This is a genomic window from Planctomycetota bacterium (assembly GCA_021414025.1).
GTDB lineage: Bacteria > Planctomycetota > Phycisphaerae > Phycisphaerales > SM1A02 > SYAC01.
Genome location: JAIOPG010000004.1, coordinates 295,040 through 314,508, shown reverse-complemented (window position 1 = coordinate 314,508; position 19,469 = coordinate 295,040). Strand labels below are relative to the sequence as shown.

The window sequence follows — 19,469 nt, the reverse complement described above, 5'->3', positions numbered from 1 at the left end:
TCCCTCATATTTGGTCCCCCATGTGCCTTCGCATCAGGTCCCTCAGTTTGCGGATCGCCCGGTGGTGACGGGCCAGCAGCGTGCCCAGCGGCTCGGAGAGGGTCTCGGCGATCTGCTGGAAGCTCATCCCCCCCTGGTGGCGCAGGTCGATGATCATGCGATCCGCCTCCGGAAGCTGCTCCATGGCGTTCCGCAGGGCCTGAAGCTCCTCGGCGCTGGCCCGTTCGCTCTCCTCGCGCTGCGGGGTGATGTCCGCCAGCACTTCGCTGTCCATGGGCCGGGCGTGCCGCTTGCGGCGTCGCATCTCGTCGCGCAGGCGGTTGATCGCGATCCGGAAGATCCACGACTCGAAGTGCCCCTGCTCCACATATTCGGAGAGCTTTTGCGCGACGGTGCAGAAGACGCTCTGGGTGATCTCCTCGGCGAGCTCCTCGTTGCGGGTGTTGGATCTCAGGTAGGCGAAGATGCGCGGCGACCAGTGCTCCACCACGACGCGCCACGCCGCGGGGTCGCCCTGGGCGGCGCGGGCCAGCAGTCCACGGTCGAATTCAGGGTCGTCGGCATCCGGCACGCACGCGCAGTCTAGCGGCCAGGGGCGCCGCGACTACATCGGCATGCCGTCGAAGTCGCCGCCGCGCGAGCCGCGGTCGTTGGGCCGCACCAGTCGCGGCGCATCCCAGCCGGCCGCCGCGGGATTGTCGGCGTGGTCTCGGAAGCGCGTGACGCGGCTGTCCCACGTCAATTTCACGACGCCCGTCGGACCGTTGCGCTGCTTGGCGATGATCAACTCGGCGAGCCCGCGCTTGTCGGGGTTCGCCTCGTTCCAGTCGTCGTCGCCCGGGTGGTAGTACTCCTCGCGGTGCAGCATCATCACCACGTCGGCGTCCTGCTCGATGCTGCCCGACTCGCGCAGGTCGCTCATCTGCGGACGGTGCCCGGGACGGTCCTCCGACTTGCGGCTGAGCTGGCTCAGGCAGATCACCGGCACCTCGAGCTCGCGGGCCATGGCCTTGATGCCGCGGCTGATGTCGCTCACTTCGACCTGCCGGTTTTCCGCGCGGCTGCCCGCCGACATCAGCTGCAGGTAGTCGATGAAGATCGCCTCCACGCCGTGCATCTCGCGCAGCCGTCGCGCCTTGCTGCGCATGGAGAGCATGGTCAGGCCCGGCGTGTCGTCGATCCACACCTTGCTGGACTTCATCGCCTCGCAGGCGGAAAGCAGGGCCCGGTAGTCGTCCTGGCGGAGCATGTTGCGGCGCAGGCGCTGCGAGTCGATGCCGCTCTTGGAGCAGAGCAGGCGCTGCACCAACTGCTGCTTGCCCATTTCCAGGCTGAACATGGCGACCGCGTGGCCGGCGGCGGCGGCGTTCTCCATGATGTTGAGGGCGAAGGCGGTCTTGCCCATGCTGGGCCGCGCCGCCAGCACCACCATCTCGCCCTTCTGCAGGCCGCTGGTGATCTCGTCGAATTCGGCGAACCCCGTGGGCAGTCCGTTGAAGGCCTGGCCATCGCTGGCGTCGATCACCTTGATCGCATGGTCGAGCAGGTCCTGCAGGCTGGAGAACTGCGCCGCTTCGCGCCGCTGAGCGATCGCGAAGATGCGCTGCTCGGCGGCCTCAAGCACCTGCTGGGGCTGGTCGCCTGAGTTCTGCGCCTCGGTGAGAATCTCGCCGGCGGCGCGGATCAACTCGCGCAGCGTGGCCTTGTCGCGGACCAGCCGCGCATACTCGGTCGCGTGCGCCGCCGTCGGCACGCTCTCCGCCAGCTCCACCAGATACGCGGTGCCGCCGACGTCGTCCAGGATGCCGCGGTCCAGCAGCTGCTGGTTCAACTGCACCACGTCAAGCGACGCGGTCTTGTCCCAGATGCCGACCATGGCTTCGAAGATGGCGCCGTGCGCAGGACGGAAGAAGTCGCCGCCCAATCGAACAAGTTGAACCACATCGCCCACCACTTTCGGATCAATGAGGATCGATCCGAGCAGGCTCATCTCCGCTTCGATCGCGTGCGGCGGCGCCGCGTCCAGCAGGCGCTGCGCCTCGCGCAGGTCCGCGCGAGGACGCCCGCGGTCCGGACCGCGCGAAGAAGTTGGCTTTGATTCCATGGAAGAGGCACCCGAGAGGCGAGGCGAAGCGACCGTTGTGCGAAGAGGCGACCGGATCAGCGGGTCGGCGCAAGTTCTGGAGCGGCCGTACTTTGCTCGCGCATCAATCGCCCCGGCTTGAACCGCACGGTGCGCTTCGCAGGCACCTGCACCGGCACCAGCGTCTTGGGATTCTGCGCCGTGCGCGGCGCCCGCTGGCGCACCTCGAACACGCCGAAGTCGCGGAACTCGAGACGGTTGCCCCGGTTCAGTTCGTCCACCACCGCGTCCAGGAATGCCTGGACGATGCGCCGCGCCTCGCCGCGGTCGGCGCCGGTTTTTTGTGCGACCTGTTCAACCAGTTCTTTCTTCGTGACGGTGCTCATCTCGGTTTCTCCCAAAATTTTCTGCGGCGGCGTGCGCCCGGACTGCGTTCCCGAACGTGCGCAGTATGGTCAAGGACATGGGGCCGCGTCAAGAGCGATTCTCATCCACGAATCATGTGCGAGTTGTCCCCGCGTGTTGTCCACGAATGCGGCGGATGGCGTTGGTGGTGCTCAATCCCTCGCGCAAACCTAAAATGCAAAAAGTCGCGCCGATGGACTTGACAACTCCCAATTCGGGAATCTGCTCGGGCTGGTAGTCGCCGCCCTTGGCGTAGACGTGGGGCCGCGCGGCCAGGATCGCGGCATCCGCGGTCGGCTCGTCGAACCAGGTCACCACATCGACGCACTCCAGCGCCTCGAGCACCTCCAGCCGCTGCTCAAGCGGGAAGACCGGACGGCCGTCCCCCTTCAAGGCGCGCACGCTCTTGTCGCTGTTGAGCGCCACCACCAGGCAGTCGCCCAGGGATCGCGCCTCGCGCAGGCTCGCCACATGGCCGGCGTGCAGCACGTCGAAGCATCCGTTGGTGAAGACGATCTTCTGCCCCGCCGAACGACGCGCCTCCATCTCAAGGGCGAGGCCGGCGCGGTCGCGGATCTTCCCCGCCAAGTGCCCCGCCTGCACCATGATCTGCTTGCGGACCTGCGCCAGCGGGATCGGACGGGCACCGAAGACCTCGACCTCGAGTCCGGCCGCCACGTTGGCGAATTGCACCGCCTCGAGCCATGAGAATCCATTCATGAGTGCGCCGGCCAGCGCCGCCAGCACCATGTCCCCGGCGCCGGTGACGTCGTAGACCTTGCGAGCCAGCGTCGGCACATGCACCGGATCGCTCGCGGGCAACTGCAGGAGCGCGCCGTGCCGGTCGAGCGTCAGCACGACGGCTTCGAGCTCGAGCTGCCGGAGCAGCTGCCCGGAAATTGCGTGCAGCGTCGGCGCGTCGAAACCGTCGGCGGCGCGGCGGCCCGTCACCTGCTCGGCTTCGGTGCGGTTGGGCGTGATGACGGTCGAGCCCTTGTACTTGGCGTAGTCGCTGATCGCCGCGGGGTCGACCAGCAGCTTCTTCTTCGCCGCGCGGCAGCGCTTGATCAGCTCCGCGCAGAGCGCCGGCGTGCACACACCCTTGGCGTAGTCCTCAAGGCAGACGATGTCGCACGAGGGCAGGGCGGCTTCGATCGCCGCGATCAGTTTGGCCTCGATCGCCGGGGCGATGGGCTCGCGGCTTTCCATGTCGAGCCGGAACATCTTCTGCGGATGGCGGTGCTGGGCCAGGCCGATCAGGCTTCGCTTCACGGTGGTCGGGCGCGTGGAGTCCTCGATCAGGTGCTTCGAATCGCAACCGCCGGCCTTCAGAAGTTCCCGCAGCGATTTCGCCTCGGTGTCGCAGCCGGTCACGCCAACACATTGCACGGTCGCGCCCAAAGCCGCCGCGCAGAGCGCGACATTGCTCGCGCCGCCGGCGGTCTCTTCCAGATCCTCGCGGCCGCGGCTCAGCAGCACCGGCACCGGGGCGTCGGGGCTCAGCCGCTCGGCGGCGCCGGAAAGGGCCTGGTCGAGCATGAAATCCCCCACCACCAGCAGGCGGAAGGGTTTCCAGGTCGCCATCTTCGAGACCAGCGCTTCGGTGGAGAAACTCATGGCGTGCAGTCTAGCCGCGCCCGCGGCATTCCCCCGCTCGAATGGAGCTCGCGAGATGCTCTTGGAGCGCCTCCTGCCCCTGCAGGAACTCGATCGCCAGGCGCGGCCGCACCAGCGGCAGACGCCACGCCGCGGCGAGCGGCGCGATCTTCACCCAATCCTTGGGTGTCACCACGATCGCATCGGCCCGCGCCCGCTCGGCCCGGTGCGTCAGTCGCGCCACCATGGCCGCGTCCCACGACACGTGATCGGCAAGTTTCGGAGCGTCCACCACCGAGGCCGCCGCCGACTCCGCCTGACGGATGATGGAACGCGGATTGCCGGTGCCCGCCCAGACCGCGACGCGCTTGCGGCGCAGCCAGGAGACTTCGTGCACCGCGCCCTCCTCGATGCCTTCGAGCCCCGTCCAGGCGTGGCGGCACCAGGCCAGCGGCGCCTGACCATGCATCGCCTCGATCTCCTTCGCAAGTTCCGGGTCGATGGCCGCGGCCCGCGTCACGATCACTCCGGTGGCGCGGCGCAGCGACGCGGCCGGCTCGCGCAGCCAGCCCCGCGGCAGCATTCCGTCCTCCAGCGAGGGGCGGGTCGCGTCGATCAGAACCAGGTCGCCATCGCGCCGGAGCTGCCGATGCTGAAACCCGTCATCCAGCACCACGACATCGCATTCCGGATGCGATCTGCGCAGGTCCGCGATGCGCTGGGCGCGGTCGGCTCCGACGGCCAGCGCGATGCCCGGCAGGGCCGCGCGATGCTCGAGCACCTCGTCGGCGCTTTCGCCGCCCCGATGGCCGCGCAGCGCGATCATGGGATGGCGTCCCGCGGCGGTGAGCGTTCGCACGATCCACTGCGTCAGCGGCGTCTTGCCCGTCCCTCCCGCGGTGATGTTGCCGACGCTGATCACGGGCAGGCCGCAATCCGCCGGAAGCCGCTCCTCGATTCGATGGTTCCGCAGTTGCACCGCCGCGCGGTATCCGGCGCTGGCGGCGCCGGCGGCGGGATTCAACCAGGAGGGCAGCGGTCCTTTCATGGCCATTCCCTTTCAAGAGCGTCGAGGAATTCCTTCACGCGTCGCCACGGCAATCCCGCGACGGTATCAGGATCGCCTTCGCAATGCATCCGCCAACCCGCGGCGCGGCGCTCGGCGAAGTCGTATCCCCCCGCGCGTCCCTGCCATGCATCGCTCTCCACATATTTTCGCACTTCGTTCTCGGGCGCCCTGCCGATCGTCACGCTCGCCTCGTCGAAAAAAGTTTTTTCCCCTGGATCATGCAGCAGGCAGACGCCGGTGACCACGCGATGCGGAGCGCCAAAGGCCAGCTCGAGCATCGACAGCGCTTCGTTGCGGCTGCGCGGCTTGCCGACCGCGCGCCCGCCCATTTCGCAAATCGTGTCTGCGGCCAGGATCCATTTCCCACCGCAGCGTCCGGGATTGGCCCGACGGACCGATTCCGCCTTCAGCCGGGCGATCCGCATCGCGTTCTCCGCCACGTCGCCGGGCGGCGCCTCGGCGGCGTCGTCCAGCGGGGCTTCGATCGCCGTGAAGTCAACGCCCTCCCGTTTGAGAATCTCGATCCGCCTTGGGGAGCGGCTGGCGAGCACGATCGGCATCATGAGTCGACCCCCGACCCTGCGCCCCACGCGCCCTTCAAAGGCGATGGCGCCGGCTTCTTCGACTGGGAATATTTCTCGTTCATGGACGCGCCGGCGATCACCCTTGGGTACATTTGCCGGAGGCACTGTATATAGTTGCCCCTTCGCAGCCGACCGAACCGTGACCGAACCCACTCCCATACCCAGCAGTCCGGACCCCGCCGGGCAATCCCGCTCACCGGGCGACAGCGCCGCCGGCCGCTCGGGCGGGGACACCATTGTCGGCCGGTACGTGGTCGAGCGCGGCCTGGCCACCAGCGATGAAGTCGACAAATGCCGCGAGCTTCTGAAGCGCCTGCCGCCGGGCAGCCGCCTGAGCGACATCCTGATCCAGAAGGAAGTCATCACCCGCCGCCAGTTCGCCCGGGTGCAGCGCGAACTGGAGAGCGAGCGGCCGCAGCAGGCCATCCCCGGCTACCAGATGATGAAGAAGCTCGGCGCCGGCGCCATGGCCACGGTCTTCCTGGCCAAGCAGCTTTCGCTGGACCGCCTGGTCGCGATCAAGATCCTCCCCCGGAAGTATTCCAGCGACCCGAAGTTCATCGAGCGCTTCTATAAAGAGGGCCGCGCCGCCGCCAAACTCAATGACCAGCACATCGTCGGCGCGCTGGACGTCGGCCAAGCCGGCGACAACCACTACTTCGTCATGGAGTACGTCGACGGCGAGACCGTGCACGACCGCATCCTGCGCAAGCGCCGCATTGAGGAAAAGGAGGCGATCGAGATCATCATCCAGGTCGCCAAGGCCCTCAAGCACGCCCACTTGCAGGGGTTCATTCACCGCGACATCAAGCCCAAGAACATGATGATCAACAAGGCCGAGGTGGTGAAGCTGGCCGATCTTGGACTCGCCCGCGCGATCAGCGACCGCGAGGCCGCCGAATCGGAGGCCGGCAAGGCCTTCGGCACCCCCTACTACATCAGCCCCGAACAGGCCCGCGGCGTCGTCACCATCGGCCCGGCCGCGGACATCTATGGACTTGGTGCCACCTTCTATCACATGGTGACGGGCAAAGTCCCCTTCGAAGGCAAGAACCCCACCGAGGTCATGCAGCGGCAGATCCGCGATCCGCTGGTGCCCCCCGACCACGTAGTGCCGGAGCTCACGACCGGCGTCGCGTTGATCATCGAGATGATGATGGCCAAGGATCCGCGTGATCGCTACCAGAGCGCGGCGCAGCTGCTTGAGGATCTTGAGTCGGCCCGCAACGGCCACGACCCGATCCACGCAAGGCCCACGCATTCACTGGTCTCCTCGCTGGCCACCAACACAGCGGAAGGCGAAGCACCGCCCACTGAAGTGCGCCAACTTTCCGGCCCATCAAGCGGCCTCTCCTGGAAAATCCTGCTTCTGGGCGGACTTCTCGTGGCGAGCCTCATGATCAACCTGGCGCTTCTGCTGCTTCGAAAATAAGCGCACTCGACTCAGGGGCTGACTTCGGCCAGCAATTCCACTTCCACGCTGGCCCCCAAAGGCAGGGCGATGTTGCCCACCGCGGCCCGGGCATGGCGGCCCGCCTCGCCGAAGATCTGCTGCAGCAATTCGCTCGCTCCATTGGCCACCTTGGGTTGCTCGGTGAACCCCGGATCGCTGCAGACAAAAACCCCCACCCGGACAATTTTTCGAACCCGGTCCAGCCCCCCTGCGGCATCTGCCAGAACCGCCAGTCCATTCAAGACCGCCTGCCTTGCCGCCGCGGCCGCGGCCTCGATTGAGGTCGTGGAGGGAACTGACCCTGTTGCCACCAACTTCCCATCCTGGAAAGGCAGCTGGCCACTGATATAGACCAGGTTGCCCGTCCGCACAAAGGGGATATAGGCGGCTACCGGCTTGGGGGCGGGGGGCAGGGCAAGTCCAAGAACATTCAGACGTTGGGATGGGGTTTCATTCATTTTGGCATATTGACGGAACCGGGGGGACTTCGTCAACGAAACGAATCCTGTCAAGATCTTTATTTCTTCTTGACCTTGCTCAATTGATTGGTATCTTGCTCACTGACTGCTGCGTGCACATATCCGCGATCGGAGATTTCCGAAAGCAAAATGCACTCATTTGGTTGGGAAACCAACCCTTCATCGGCCCGCGGCAGCCGACATCCTGAGTGGTAAGGCAATTCAAGATCTTTCTTGGCGACGGCAGTTTCTCACCAATGGAAAGAACATCAGACCCCAGGTTTGGGTGAAAATCCACGCCAAAAGGCCCTGAACGCGTATTGCCTGTTCCGAACTGAATTTGCAGTCAAATGTGTCCGATACACGACATGGATCCATTTGACCGATCCCTCCTGCGACCAGGCTTCGCAGGATCGGGGTGCCTGCGTAGGCACCCCGCTTTGATGGAGCGGCCTTGCCCGCCGTGCGTTGCTTTGACTGAGTCACCCCAATGGAGATTTCCAATGCGTAAGAATCGCGGCTTCACTCTCATCGAACTTCTGGTCGTCATTTCAATCATCGCGCTGCTCATCGGTCTTCTGCTGCCCGCCCTGTCCAAGGCCCAGCAGAACGCCCGCGAAACCAAGGATCGCGCCCAGATCAAGCAGATCCACGCCGGCATGCTCATTGCCGCCAACAGCGACAAGAAGGGCTCCCTTCCGGTTCCCGGCATGATCGATCGCCAGGGTTCGGAGCAGGGCGTCGGCGAGGAAGCGTATGGCGCGAACACCACTCGCAACCTTTATTCCTGCATGATCGCAAAGGAATACTTCAACCCCGACCTGGTCTATGGCCCGACCGAGCGCAACCCGCTCGTGGTGGAAATGGGCAAGGGCGGAACCCGTCCCTACGATTTCACCAAGTACAAGCCCGCCCTCGATGTGTACTGGGACTATGGATTCGGCGACAAGGTCTCCGCGACCTCCATGCCTGCCAACGCGTCAACTCAAACTTTCACCAAAGACCCCATCACAGGTAGTGCGTCACCGCTTCCAGGATGGTGCAACACTTCGTATGCCCACAACGCTCTTTGGGGCATTCGCCGCGACACGCAGTGGAAGAACACCGCCGATTCGACCAAGCCGCTCATGAGCACCCGCGGTTTGAAGCCTTCCTTCCGCACCGATCCCAACACGTCCATCCACTGCTACGCGGTGGGCATCATCGGGCCGAAGCAGGAATGGAACGGCAATGTCTGCTTCGCCGACAACCACATCGATCTGACCACCTCCTTCAAGCCTGAGGGCGTGGTCTACGAGTGCGGCGGCGCCGATTCGAAGCGCGACGACATCTTCGACGCTGACTTCCCGACCTCCGCCACCTCCAAGACCGCCACCAAGTGCAACAAGACCGGCGGTCCCAACGGCACGACCCTGCTTCCTCGCTCGGCCGGCGACACCTGGCTGGGCATCTTCTCCAGCACCATTTCGCAGGTCAACATCGGAGACCCGCTGTTCGATCCGAACGACGACGGCAGCACCCAGCCCGCCGGCTGACGCGGGCTGCGTTTCATGATCTGATTCGTCTCAAACTTTCCACACCTTTCTTAACGAGAACACAACTATGAAAAAGCACAATGGATTTACGCTGATTGAATTGCTCGTCGTCATGGCGATCATCGCCCTCCTGCTGGGACTCCTCCTGCCCGCGCTGGCCAAGGCCCGAGCCACGGCCCGCCAGGTCAAGGATGGAACCCAGATCCAGCAGGTCCACAAGGCCTGGGTCACCAAGGGAACGGACAGCCCGCGCGGCACCTTCCCGCTTCCTGGCGAGATCAACCGGATCGGCACGCTGCCCGGCCGCGGCACCGAGGATGAAGGCAAGAACAGTCATGCCAACCTCTACTCGGCCTGCATCGCGCAGCAGTTCATCTCTCCGCAGATTCTGGTCAGCCCCTCCGAGGCATCGGGCAACGTGGCGGTCTGCTCGAACTACGACTACAACCAGTACAAGCCGGCCGCCGACGTGTACTGGGACGGCGACCTGACCAACCCGAGCTCGTCCAACCCGGGCGTCAAGGGCAATTTCCAGACCGACCTCACCACGATCAGCGGCACCAGCTACGCGGCGATGCCCCTGCTCATGAAGGACTCGACCGCCAAGGTCTCCTGCCGCCGCGACATGCAGTGGCGCGTGGGTGCCACCAGCGGCAGCCGCTTCCCGATCGTGGGCAACCGCGGCGTGAAGTTTGGAGTCACCGACGCCGACGACTACACCAATTCCAAGACGCTCGAGATTCACGGAGCGAAGAACGAATGGGAAGGCAACCTCTGCTACAACGATGACCATCTCTCCTTCGCTCGAACCTTCTATCCGGAAGGCATGGTCTGCGTCCCCGGCGGCAAGACTCCCCCCTCGGGCGACACCTCCTGCGGCTCGGCCGCGACCTCCGGTACGGCGGCTCTTGGTTTCGACAACATCTTCAAGGGCGATGACACCGTGGGAACCACGGACGCCTACCTCTGCGTCGTCAAGGAAGTCACCGCGACCCTCACCGGCGCGACCTTCACCAAGACGGTCATCAAGGACGAAGACAAGAACTGGGATTGAGTCCCTTCGCGATTCACTTGCACTTTCAAGGGCCGGTCGAAAGACCGGCCCTTTTCTTTTGCTCCCGGCTCTCATCGCGACCTCGATTCGCTGAATGAATTGCCATCATGCGCCTTCCATTTGTCGCAACCGCGATTCATTCGACGCATCGCTCCCAGCAACTAGAATCCCGGCGTGACTTCCCTCTGGCTCCTGCCGCTTCTCCTTTTCCAGCTTGCCGCCCCGCCAACGGGAATCCCCTCCGCACGCAAGGCGTCGGTGGTCTGCATCCTTCCGATCGAGGGCGAGATGGATGCGCTGACCGTGTCCGGTCTGTCCCGGCGCCTGGCGCAGGCCCGCGCCGGCGGCGCCGACGCGATCGTGCTGCAGCTGGACACGCCGGGGGGCGACCTGCTGGCGACGCTGGAGCTCTGCCGCCAGATCAAGGCGGACTACCCGCCGAACACCATCGCGTGGATCCGGCCGCGGGCCTACAGCGCCGGTGTCATCACCGCGCTGGCGTGCCGGGAAATTGTGGTGGCGCCGCACGCAGTGCTGGGCGACGCCGCGCCGATCGCCGCCATGCCGCTGGCCGGGTTGGTGGCGCTGCCCGCCCCGGAGCGGGCCAAGTTGGAGGCCCCGCTGTTGTCGGAGGTCACGGACAGCTCCCGCCGCGCCGGCCACGACGAGCGGCTGGCCCGTGCCTTTGTGGCCGTGGGCGAAGAGCTCTGGCTGGTCGAGGACGGCGCCCGCGGGGAGCGCTATGTGGTGGACGCCAACGAGTACCAGGCGGTTTTCGGCGAAGCACCCGTTCGCACGCGTGGAAGTCCGTCCGCGGCGATTGCGCCAGTGACATCGTCGGCGGATCCGGAAGCAACGCAATCGCCAACGGGATCGGAGTCAGGTGAAACCGGTGACGTGGCTGCGGAAGCGCCGACGCTGATTCCCTTTCGGACGGATGCGCTGCGCCAAGCCGAATCCGTGGAGGCCGCCTCGGAATCGAATCGAAACCAGGCAATCCTGCCCAGCCGCGCCCCGCTGACCGCAGCGGACCGCCCGCGTCTGCGGCTGGTTTCACAAATCGACGCGGCGAACGAGTTGCTGACCCTGCAGGCCGACGAAGCCATCGCCCTGGGAGTGGCTTCGGCCACGATCGCCGACGAGGCGCAGATGAAATCGTTCCTTGGCGCAAGCCAGATCTTCGTGATCTCCGCTCCTTGGAGCGAGCAGCTGGCGAGGCTGCTCACAAGCTGGTGGGCACGCACGCTGCTGGTCACCATCCTGGTCATCTGCTTCTTCGGCGAGATGTCCTCGCCGGGGCTGGGCATGTTCGGCCTGGCCGGGGCCATCTGCGTGATGCTGCTGGCGGGCGGCTCCTTTCTCGCCGGGCTTTCCGAGTGGTGGCCGGCGCTGGCGATCCTGGTCGGGCTGGTGTTGATCGCCCTCGAGATGCTGCTGTTTCCCGGCTCGCTGGTCAGCGGAATTCTTGGAGTCGCGGCTTTCACCGCGGGCGTGATCGGATTGTTCCTGGTCTCCGACCCCACGCCGGAGTCCACCGCACGGCAGGCTTTTCTTGGCGTGGCGTCGCTGGTGACTTCGGTCGGAGGCGCGGTGCTGGTCACCTGGCTGCTGGGACCCAGGCTGCAGATGTTTGGGCCGTGGAAGTCCGCGGTGAACACCGCCGCGCTGGGTGTTGCGACCGCTGCGACTTCAAGGCTTGCGGCACCAGCGGCCGGAACGACGGCGCTGGCCGCGACCGACCTGCGCCCGGTGGGCCGGATTGAGCTTGATGGAGTCCGCTTCGACGCCCGCAGCGAAGGATCGTGGATTCCCGCTGGCGCCCGTGTCCGTATCCTCCGGGCCGAAGGCAATGAAATGATCGTGGAGCACGTGACATGAATTCCATTCTGATGCTGGCCCAGCAGGCCGCCGCCGCGCCGGACGACGCCTGGCTGATCTGGGGTTTCGCGCTTTTCGGCGCCGCGTTGATCCTGTTCGCGCTGGAGTTTGTCCTTCCCAGCGGCGGATTGATCGCCACGCTCTGCGTGCTCGCGGCGGCCTCGGGGGTCTTCTGCTTCTTCATGCATTCGGCCACCTGGGGTCTCGCCTCGCTGGCGGCCTCGCTCGCCGGAGCGCCGGTCATGATCGGATATGGATTGAAGCTCTGGAGCAATTCGCCGCTGGCGCACCGCGTCGTGCTTTCGCAATCCATCCAGGATCCTTCGCGGACGCAACCGGGCGAAGCCGGTGTGAGCGTGTCGGGCACTATTGCGATCGGAACCGTGGGCCGCGCGGAGACCACGTTGCGGCCGGTGGGTTGGATCCGCATCGGGTCGGATCGGCGCGAAGCGCTGGCCGAAGAAGGATTCATCGAGGTGGGCCGGCACGTTCGAGTGACCGGCGTGGAAGATGGCACGCTGCGCGTCCGGGCCGACGATTCCAAGTGACCGAGCGCCGCGCCTGCATGCGCGATCCCTTGTTAGAATCGCCGCATGCACACCACGTTGATTCTTGCAGCCTCGGACACGCTGTACTACCTCATGATGATCGGCTTCGGCATTCTCGCCCTGTTCGGGCTGATCATTCTGGTGATCATCAGCCAGTATCTGCAGCTCTGGCTGCAGGCGTTTCTTTCCGGCGCCCGGGTCAGCCTGCTCGACCTGATCATGATGCGGCTGCGCAAGGTTCCGCCAAGCGTGATCGTGCTGAACCGGATCATGGCCAAGAAGGCCGGCATCGAGGTGCCCACCAACATGCTCGAAGCCCACTACATGGCGGGCGGACGCGTGGACCGGGTCATCCGCGCCATGATTGCCTCCGACAAGGCGAAGATTGATTTGGGCTGGGATCGCGCGACGGCGATCGACCTGGCCGGCCGCGACATTCTGGAAGCGGTCAAGACCAGCGTCGATCCGAAGGTCATCGACTGCCCGAGCCAGGTCAGCGGAAAATTGACGGTGGACGCGGTGGCCCAGGATGGAATCCAGTTGCGCTGCAAGGCGCGCGTGACGGTGCGCACCAATCTCGTTCGCCTGGTCGGCGGCGCCACTGAGGAAACGATTGTCGCCCGCGTCGGCGAAGGCATCATCGCCACCATCGGCGCCTCGCAGAGCCACAAGACCGTGCTCGAGCAGCCCGACCGCATCTCCAAGACCGTGCTGGCCAAGGGGCTGGACTCGGGAACGGCCTTCGAGATTCTCTCCATCGACATCGCCGAGATCGACGTCGGCGCCAACATCGGCGCCAATCTGCAGACCGCGCAGGCCGAGGCCGACAGCAAGCGCTTCCAGGCCGAGGCGGAGCAGCGCCGCGCGCTGGCGGTGGCGCAGGAAGCCGAGCATCTCGCCGAGGCGCAGAAGAACCGCGCCCTGGTCGTGCTAGCCGAGGCGGAGATTCCCAAGGCCATCTCCGAAGCGCTGCGCTCGGGCAATCTGGGCGTGATGGATCTCTACAAGATGAAGAACGTGCAGGCCGACACCGACATGCGCTCCTCCATCGGCAAGTCCGGCGGCTGAACGACTTGATCTGATGCCGGTTCTCTTCGCGGTCATCCCGGTCTACGACGAACCGCACACGCTCGAGCCCTGCGTGGAGCGCGTCATGGCCGTGCGGCTGCCCAACGGCTGGTCGCTCAAGGTGATCGTGGTGGACGATGCGAGCGGCTCCGCCACCGCGGATGTCGCCCAAAGACTTTCGCACCTGCACCGGCAGGTTGGCTCGCAGTTCGAGCTCTTCACCCATGCGACCAACCGCGGCAAGGGCGCCGCGCTGCGGACCGGATTTGCGCGAGTGCTCGAACTGGCCGGCGAAGCCGACGCAGTCATCACGCAGGATGGCGACCTGGAGTATGACCCGGGCGACTATCCGGCGCTGGTCGGCGCCCTTTCCGACGAGCCGATGTCGGCGGTGTTCGGGAACCGCTGGGCGCAGTCCGCACCAGTCGGCGCGGGGCGCACCTTCCACGCCGGGGTGAACCGGCTGCTCACTTTCCTGAGCAACCAGATCACGGGCCTGCGCATCAACGACATGGAGACGGGATACAAGCTCTTCCGGATTCCCCTGCTGCGCGAAATCCTGCCCCTGCTCACCGAGGACCGCTTCGGCATCGAGCCGCAGATGACGGCGGCGCTGGCGCGGGCGCGGGCGCAAATCGCCGAAGTGCCGATCTCCTACAGCCCGCGCGACCGGACCAGCGGCAAGAAGATCGGTCCCCTCGACGGCTTTCGCGCGCTGTGGGTCATCGCCCGCGAGCGCGTGCAGCGAGAGTCCGCCGCCCGGCCCTGGCAGAAGCTCATGCTGCAGATCGCGGGCTTCGCGCTGGGCCTGGTGCTCATCGCCTGGTGCATCAGCGGAGCAACGCGGGACACGTCGGGCTGGCAGCGGCTGCGCGACGCGCCGTGGACCTCGGTGGCCGGGCTCCTGCTCTGCTCGCTCGGCAGCATCGTGGTCAGCGGCCTCACCTTCTGGATCGCGGCCCGGCCGGTGCGCGTGCTGCGCGTCCGGGATCAGCAATGGATCAACGCCCTGGCGAGCATGCTCAACTACGCGCCGGTGCGGATCGGCATGTTCACCCGCGCCGCCTACGCCATGCAGGTCGACCAGTTCCGGGCCGTGGAGCTGGTCGCGTGGTTCGCCTCGCTGGCCTTCACCTTCGTCGTAGCCCTGGTCGCGATCACCGCCGCCACCTTCGCCTGGATCCAGTTCGGCGCGTGGACCTTCCTGCCGGTGCTGATCGCCGTTGGCGTGCTGGGCGGCGGCCTCACCCGCTGGTGCGCCACTCGCGCCTTCATCCAAAAGCGGGCGAAGGGACTGGAGCGGCTCATCACCGATCCGATCGCGCTCTGGGGCTCCATCATCCTGCACATTGTTGATCTGTTCTTCGCCACCGGCCGCGTGCTGCTGGCGATCCAGATGCTCGGGCTGCCGCTGACTCTGGCGCAGACTTTTCTGGTGTCGATGGCCTCGTTCGCCGCTTCGCTGAATCCGCTGGGCCGGCTCGGCTTCCGCGAGGCCGCCGTCGCCTTCACCGCCGCCGCGCTTTCCATGGGACAGATCTCGGGCATGGAGACCAAGTTTCAGACCCTGGCGGTCATCGAAAGCGCCGGCGAGGCGCTGGTGGCGATTCCCATCGGCATGCTCGCGATGTATCCGATCTGGCGGCGCTTCAACCGTTCGAAGCCAGGGCCCGGGACAGCAGCCTGAGAGAATCCGAATGGGCGAGCCAGCTCGCCCGCAAACGCTCCCCCGCGGTGGCCAGCCAGGGAGCGCGGCCGCTGGCGCGATCGACGCGTCCGATGGCGAAGACAAGATCGGCCAGCGCAGCGGTGCGCTCGCCGCGGCCCGCGGCGCGGAATCGCGCCAGCCACATCGCGCAAAGCAGGTTCACCAGGATTAAACCAAGGCCTTGATCGATGGGCAGGCGGTAGAGCCCGGATCCCCAGGCCCTTCCGCCCAGAAGGCTGGCGCGAATCCAGCGCTGCAAAAGATCGTCCATGGCCGCGGCGTCGCTGCCTTGAAACAATCCATGGGTGGCGTCAAAGGCCTTGAATTCGACTGGCGCATCGCTCGCGAACTCCGGGCAGACGCCCTTGCCGCCGGCCCACGCGCGGCTTCGCGACCACTGCCCCAGCGCCGTCATCATGCGGCCGCGCTTCAGCAGCTCGCCGATCTTGGGATCCTCCACGCGGAAGAACACCGCCTGGCGGAGCAGCTTCCACGCCCGAGGCTGCGGCGCCGGCCAATCCAGCAGCGGCAGTTCCTCTTCTGCGGCGCCGACAAGCGTGTGCATGAGTTCGCGCAATTTCTCTCCACGCATCCGACTGAGGTTGGCCCGCATCACGCTGGTGACGAGCCAGGCGAAGCCCTCCCAGCGCAGCGCCGGTGTGGTTGTTTTTTTCGCGAGCCACTCGTCCAGTGCGGCCTGCACCGCCCCGACCTCCGCTTCGGTCGCGATGATCCCGCCCGTGAGCAGGACCGGAATCGGCGCGGAGGCCGGCAGCAGCTCGGCCATTCGCTTCACTTCGGCGCGATGCGAATCGAGCGACGCCCCCTTGGAGGCCGCGACGCTGCCGCAGGCGAAGCTCAAGCCGACCACCGTGTTGCGGCCATCCGGCGAGAGCATGAAGGGAAAGAACTGGCATGCCAGCGGCTTCGCCTCCAGCCCGAACTCGGCGTGCACCCGGCACAATCCGTTCTCGCCAAGGAAGACGCAGGCACCGTCGGGCTTCTGCTTCAACCACTTCTTTCCGCCGAACTCCACGGCGAATTCGCCGCCGAGCCGCTCGCGCCATCCCTGTTGCTCCAGTTTGTCCATATCCGCCGCCCTGAGCTCCACCGTGAAGTCGCGGCAGCACGTGCCGCAACCGTGGCAGGAGTATTTCTGTCCCGGCCAATCCGGCATGAGAATGGGAAGCCTCACGATGCCCCCGCCGCGATCATCGCCCGCAGCGCGGCACAGATCAGCCGGGTCGCTTGGCCGCGGTGGCTGATCCGGTTCTTTTCCTCGGGAGTCAGTTCTGCGCTGGTGCGGCTTCCGTCGCCGACTTGAAAGTGCGGGTCGTAGCCAAAGCCCGCGCTTCCCCTGGGCTGCAGCGCGATCGAGCCGGCGCATTCGCCGCGCGCCTCCGCGAGGATGCCTCCCTGGGGTGACGCGACGCACATGAAGCAGACAAACCTCGCCGCGCGATCCTCCGGCTTGACGCTGCGCATCGCCTTCACCAATTTTTCATTGTTGCGCCGATCGCGATCGGCGCGGCTTCCCTCCGTGCCCGCCCAGTACGCGCTGTCGACTCCCGGCTCACCGCCCAGCGCATCGACCTCGAGTCCGGAATCGTCCGCCAGCACCATGCGCCGCGCCATCGCCGCGTAGGCGAGGGCCTTGATCCGGGCGTTGGCCTCGAAGGTACGCCCGGTTTCCGCAGGCTCGGGAAAGGGACCGCCGACCTCGTCCAGCGATCGCAGAACCACGGAGTCGCCCAGTCCCTCGAGCTCCAGCACGGCGCGGATCTCTCCCACCTTGTGGGGATTCCCGCTGGCGACCACGATTTCAAGCGCCGACCCGCTCACGTTTGCAGCACGCCGGTGCGCAGTTCCCCGGTCACGGGCGTGTTGGCCGCCAAAGCCAGCGCGAAGGCGAGCTCCTGCCGCGTGTCCTGCGGCCGGATGATGCGGTCGATCCAGCCGCGGCTCGCCGCGTAGCGAATGTCCTGTTGCTGCGCGTAGCTGTCGGTGATCGCCTTGAGCAATTGCTCGCGCATCGTGGCGTCGATCTTCTCCCCCTTGCGCTCCCGCGCCGAAAGGTCGATCTGCAGAAGCGTGCTTGCCGCCTGGGCCGCCCCCATCACGCTGCAGCGCGAGCTGGGCCAGGCCAGCGAGAGGAAGGGGTCGAAGGCGCGGCCGCACATGGCGTAGTTGCCGGCGCCGAAGGAGCCGCCGACCATCAGGGAGATCTTGGGGACGATGCTGTTGGCCATGGCGTTCACCATCTTGGCGCCGGAACGGATGATGCCGCTCTGTTCGCTGTCGCGGCCGACCATGAAGCCGGTGGTGTCGTGCACGAAGATGATCGGCACCCGCCGCTGGTTGCACTCCAGAATGAAGCGCGCCGCCTTGTCGGCGCTGTCATCGTAGATCACCGCAGGCATGTTGATGGACTTGGTCGGACCCGTCCGCCCGCCGGGCAGGATCCGGTCGGTCATCTTGCGCTGGTTGGCCACGATGCCGCAGGGAAAGCCGCCGATGTTGGCGTAGCCGCAGACGAGACTCTTGCCGAACTCCGCGCGGTATTCGTCGAACGAATCGCCATCCACGAAGCACTCCAGCAGCTCCTTCATGTCGTAGCTTTTCGCCAGGTCGCTCTTGAAGATGCCGTAGACCTCCGAGCCCTCGCGGCTCGGCGCCACCCGCGGGCTCGGCGGCTCGGCCAGCCGCCGCGCGACCTGGTGCTTGGCCATCAGGCTGCGCATCCGCTTCAGGCAGGCCTGGTCGTCCGGCTCGCGGAAGTCGATCGTGCCGGAGATCTCCGAGTGCATTTTCGCGCCGCCCAGTTCCTCGCTGCTCACCTCCTGGCCGATCGCCGCCTTCACCAGCGCCGGACCTGCGAGATAGAGTCCGCTGCCTTCGGTCATCAGCAGCACGTCGCAGAGCACGGGCAGGTAGCCGCCGCCGGCCACGCAATTGCCCATGATGGCGCTGATCTGCGGAATGCCCTTGCCGCTGAACACCGCGTTGTTGCGGAAGATCCGGCCGAAGTCGTCGGTGTCGGGGAAGACATCCTCCTGCAGCGGAAGGAAGACTCCGGCGCTGTCGACCAGGTAGAGCAGCGGCAGGCCCGCGCGCTCCGCCACCATCTGCGCCCGAATGATCTTCTTGCAGGTCATCGGGAAGAATGCGCCGGCCTTCACCGTGGCGTCGTTGGCGATCGCCATGCAGGGACGCCCCTCCACCACGCCCATCACCGTGACCACGCCCGCGGCCGGAGCGCCGCCGTATTCCTGATACATGCCCCACGCCGAAAGCAGCCCCAGCTCCATGAGCGGCGTCCCTTCGTCGAAGAGCAGGCCCAGCCGCTCCCGCGCCGTCAGTCGCTTGTGTTTGTGCTGCCGCTCGACCCCCGACGGCCCGCCGCCCTGCTCGGCCCGGGCCGCGTCCGCCAGGTAGACGCCGACGGTTTCCTTCAGGGATGCGTCGTCCACTTTGTTGGCGGTGCCGGACATGGCCGAAGAATAGACGAAGATGGGCTTTTTTCGCCTTCCCATGCTCCGGACCGGTCGTGAAATCACAAAATCGGGTCATTTGGGGGAGCCACCTCTTGCCGAGGCAATCCCCTTTCCCTTAGGATGCCCGGCTCCAAATTCGTGAACACATTTCGAGGCGCAAGGCCTCCTCAAACACACATCAGGAAAAAGAATGATCTCGATTGCAGCCCGAAAGAAAGTCGTCACCGACAACCGCCGCCACGCCAAGGACTCCGGAAGCCCCGAGGTCCAGGTGGCGATGCTGACCGAGCGGATCGTGTCCCTCCAGGACCATTTCCGAGCCAACAAGAAGGATCACAGCTCCCGACGGGGCCTGGTTCTCATGGTCGGGCAGCGCAACCGCCTGCTCAAATATCTCGCCGGCATCGACCGCGAGCGATACAACGCGTTGATTCACAAGTTAGGTCTGCGAAAGTAATTGCAGGCTGGCCCGTTCACATCGGTCGGTGGCAGTGGGCAATTTGCGGTGAAGACCGCGGCTTGCCTTCTGCCTCCCA

General features: G+C 65.8%; 18 protein-coding genes. 8 read left to right on the top strand and 10 right to left on the bottom strand.

From position 1 onward, the window contains the following. Nucleotides 1-4: 4 nt before the first annotated feature. The 6 genes from K8R92_05930 to K8R92_05905 form a co-directional block, all read right to left on the bottom strand. Entirely contained in the window at nucleotides 5-571 is a 567-nt protein-coding gene (locus K8R92_05930) for a sigma-70 family RNA polymerase sigma factor (protein ID MCE9619428.1), read from the bottom strand. A 33-nt stretch (nucleotides 572-604) separates the two neighbouring features. Further along, nucleotides 605-2,104, bottom strand: coding sequence for a replicative DNA helicase (gene dnaB / locus K8R92_05925; GenBank protein ID MCE9619427.1), 1,500 nt, complete (start codon nucleotides 2,102-2,104; stop codon nucleotides 605-607). 56 nt (nucleotides 2,105-2,160) lie between these two features. After that, nucleotides 2,161-2,469, bottom strand: coding sequence for an integration host factor subunit beta (locus K8R92_05920; protein ID MCE9619426.1), 309 nt, complete (start codon nucleotides 2,467-2,469; stop codon nucleotides 2,161-2,163). A gap of 112 nt (nucleotides 2,470-2,581) precedes the next feature. Continuing rightward, nucleotides 2,582-4,105 carry a bifunctional heptose 7-phosphate kinase/heptose 1-phosphate adenyltransferase gene (locus K8R92_05915; protein ID MCE9619425.1) on the bottom strand — a complete coding sequence of 508 codons (1,524 nt, stop codon included), beginning with the start codon at nucleotides 4,103-4,105 and terminating at the stop codon, nucleotides 2,582-2,584. 10 nt (nucleotides 4,106-4,115) lie between these two features. Next, complete coding sequence (locus tag K8R92_05910; GenBank protein ID MCE9619424.1) at nucleotides 4,116-5,132, bottom strand: tetraacyldisaccharide 4'-kinase; 1,017 nt, start codon at nucleotides 5,130-5,132, stop codon at nucleotides 4,116-4,118. Next, on the bottom strand, nucleotides 5,129-5,716 hold the full coding sequence (locus K8R92_05905; GenBank protein ID MCE9619423.1) for a Maf family protein: 588 nt from the start codon (nucleotides 5,714-5,716) through the stop codon (nucleotides 5,129-5,131). Before K8R92_05905 ends, K8R92_05910 begins: the two co-directional genes overlap by 4 nt. Nucleotides 5,717-5,876: 160 nt before the next feature. Here K8R92_05905 and K8R92_05900 point away from each other — a divergent pair, with 160 nt between their 5' ends. Further along, the gene (locus K8R92_05900) at nucleotides 5,877-7,169 is read left to right on the top strand and encodes a serine/threonine protein kinase (protein MCE9619422.1); all 1,293 of its coding nucleotides are present in this window, start codon (nucleotides 5,877-5,879) and stop codon (nucleotides 7,167-7,169) included. An 11-nt stretch (nucleotides 7,170-7,180) separates the two neighbouring features. On the opposite strand, the gene K8R92_05895 is transcribed toward K8R92_05900, so the two are convergent. Then, nucleotides 7,181-7,648 (bottom strand): RidA family protein, encoded by a 468-nt coding sequence (locus K8R92_05895; GenBank protein MCE9619421.1) that lies wholly within the window; start codon nucleotides 7,646-7,648, stop codon nucleotides 7,181-7,183. A gap of 503 nt (nucleotides 7,649-8,151) precedes the next feature. Between K8R92_05895 and K8R92_05890 the strand changes: the two genes are divergently transcribed. From K8R92_05890 to K8R92_05865, 6 genes are all read left to right on the top strand, one after another. Then, entirely contained in the window at nucleotides 8,152-9,183 is a 1,032-nt protein-coding gene (locus K8R92_05890; protein ID MCE9619420.1) for a prepilin-type N-terminal cleavage/methylation domain-containing protein, read from the top strand. Nucleotides 9,184-9,250: 67 nt separating this feature from the next. Next, nucleotides 9,251-10,237, top strand: coding sequence for a prepilin-type N-terminal cleavage/methylation domain-containing protein (locus tag K8R92_05885; GenBank protein MCE9619419.1), 987 nt, complete (start codon nucleotides 9,251-9,253; stop codon nucleotides 10,235-10,237). A 174-nt stretch (nucleotides 10,238-10,411) separates the two neighbouring features. After that, nucleotides 10,412-12,115 carry a hypothetical protein gene (locus tag K8R92_05880; GenBank protein MCE9619418.1) on the top strand — a complete coding sequence of 568 codons (1,704 nt, stop codon included), beginning with the start codon at nucleotides 10,412-10,414 and terminating at the stop codon, nucleotides 12,113-12,115. Next, entirely contained in the window at nucleotides 12,112-12,663 is a 552-nt protein-coding gene (locus K8R92_05875; protein MCE9619417.1) for a hypothetical protein, read from the top strand. Before K8R92_05880 ends, K8R92_05875 begins: the two co-directional genes overlap by 4 nt. A 93-nt stretch (nucleotides 12,664-12,756) precedes the next feature. Beyond that, entirely contained in the window at nucleotides 12,757-13,731 is a 975-nt protein-coding gene (floA, locus tag K8R92_05870; GenBank protein MCE9619416.1) for a flotillin-like protein FloA, read from the top strand. A gap of 13 nt (nucleotides 13,732-13,744) precedes the next feature. Next, complete coding sequence (locus K8R92_05865) at nucleotides 13,745-15,418, top strand: glycosyltransferase family 2 protein (protein ID MCE9619415.1); 1,674 nt, start codon at nucleotides 13,745-13,747, stop codon at nucleotides 15,416-15,418. Here the strand turns inward: K8R92_05865 and K8R92_05860 are convergent. From K8R92_05860 to K8R92_05850, 3 genes are read right to left on the bottom strand one after another with little or no spacing between them, the layout of a single operon-like run. Next, entirely contained in the window at nucleotides 15,381-16,634 is a 1,254-nt protein-coding gene (locus tag K8R92_05860) for a YkgJ family cysteine cluster protein (protein MCE9619414.1), read from the bottom strand. The genes K8R92_05865 and K8R92_05860 overlap by 38 nt on opposite strands. After that, complete coding sequence (rdgB, locus tag K8R92_05855; protein MCE9619413.1) at nucleotides 16,631-17,281, bottom strand: RdgB/HAM1 family non-canonical purine NTP pyrophosphatase; 651 nt, start codon at nucleotides 17,279-17,281, stop codon at nucleotides 16,631-16,633. The genes K8R92_05860 and rdgB overlap by 4 nt, the downstream gene beginning before the upstream one ends. Next, the gene (locus K8R92_05850; GenBank protein ID MCE9619412.1) at nucleotides 17,278-18,930 is read right to left on the bottom strand and encodes an acyl-CoA carboxylase subunit beta; all 1,653 of its coding nucleotides are present in this window, start codon (nucleotides 18,928-18,930) and stop codon (nucleotides 17,278-17,280) included. Before K8R92_05850 ends, rdgB begins: the two co-directional genes overlap by 4 nt. A 193-nt stretch (nucleotides 18,931-19,123) precedes the next feature. Between K8R92_05850 and rpsO the strand changes: the two genes are divergently transcribed. Next, on the top strand, nucleotides 19,124-19,390 hold the full coding sequence (gene rpsO / locus K8R92_05845) for a 30S ribosomal protein S15 (GenBank protein ID MCE9619411.1): 267 nt from the start codon (nucleotides 19,124-19,126) through the stop codon (nucleotides 19,388-19,390). Nucleotides 19,391-19,469: the final 79 nt, after the last annotated feature.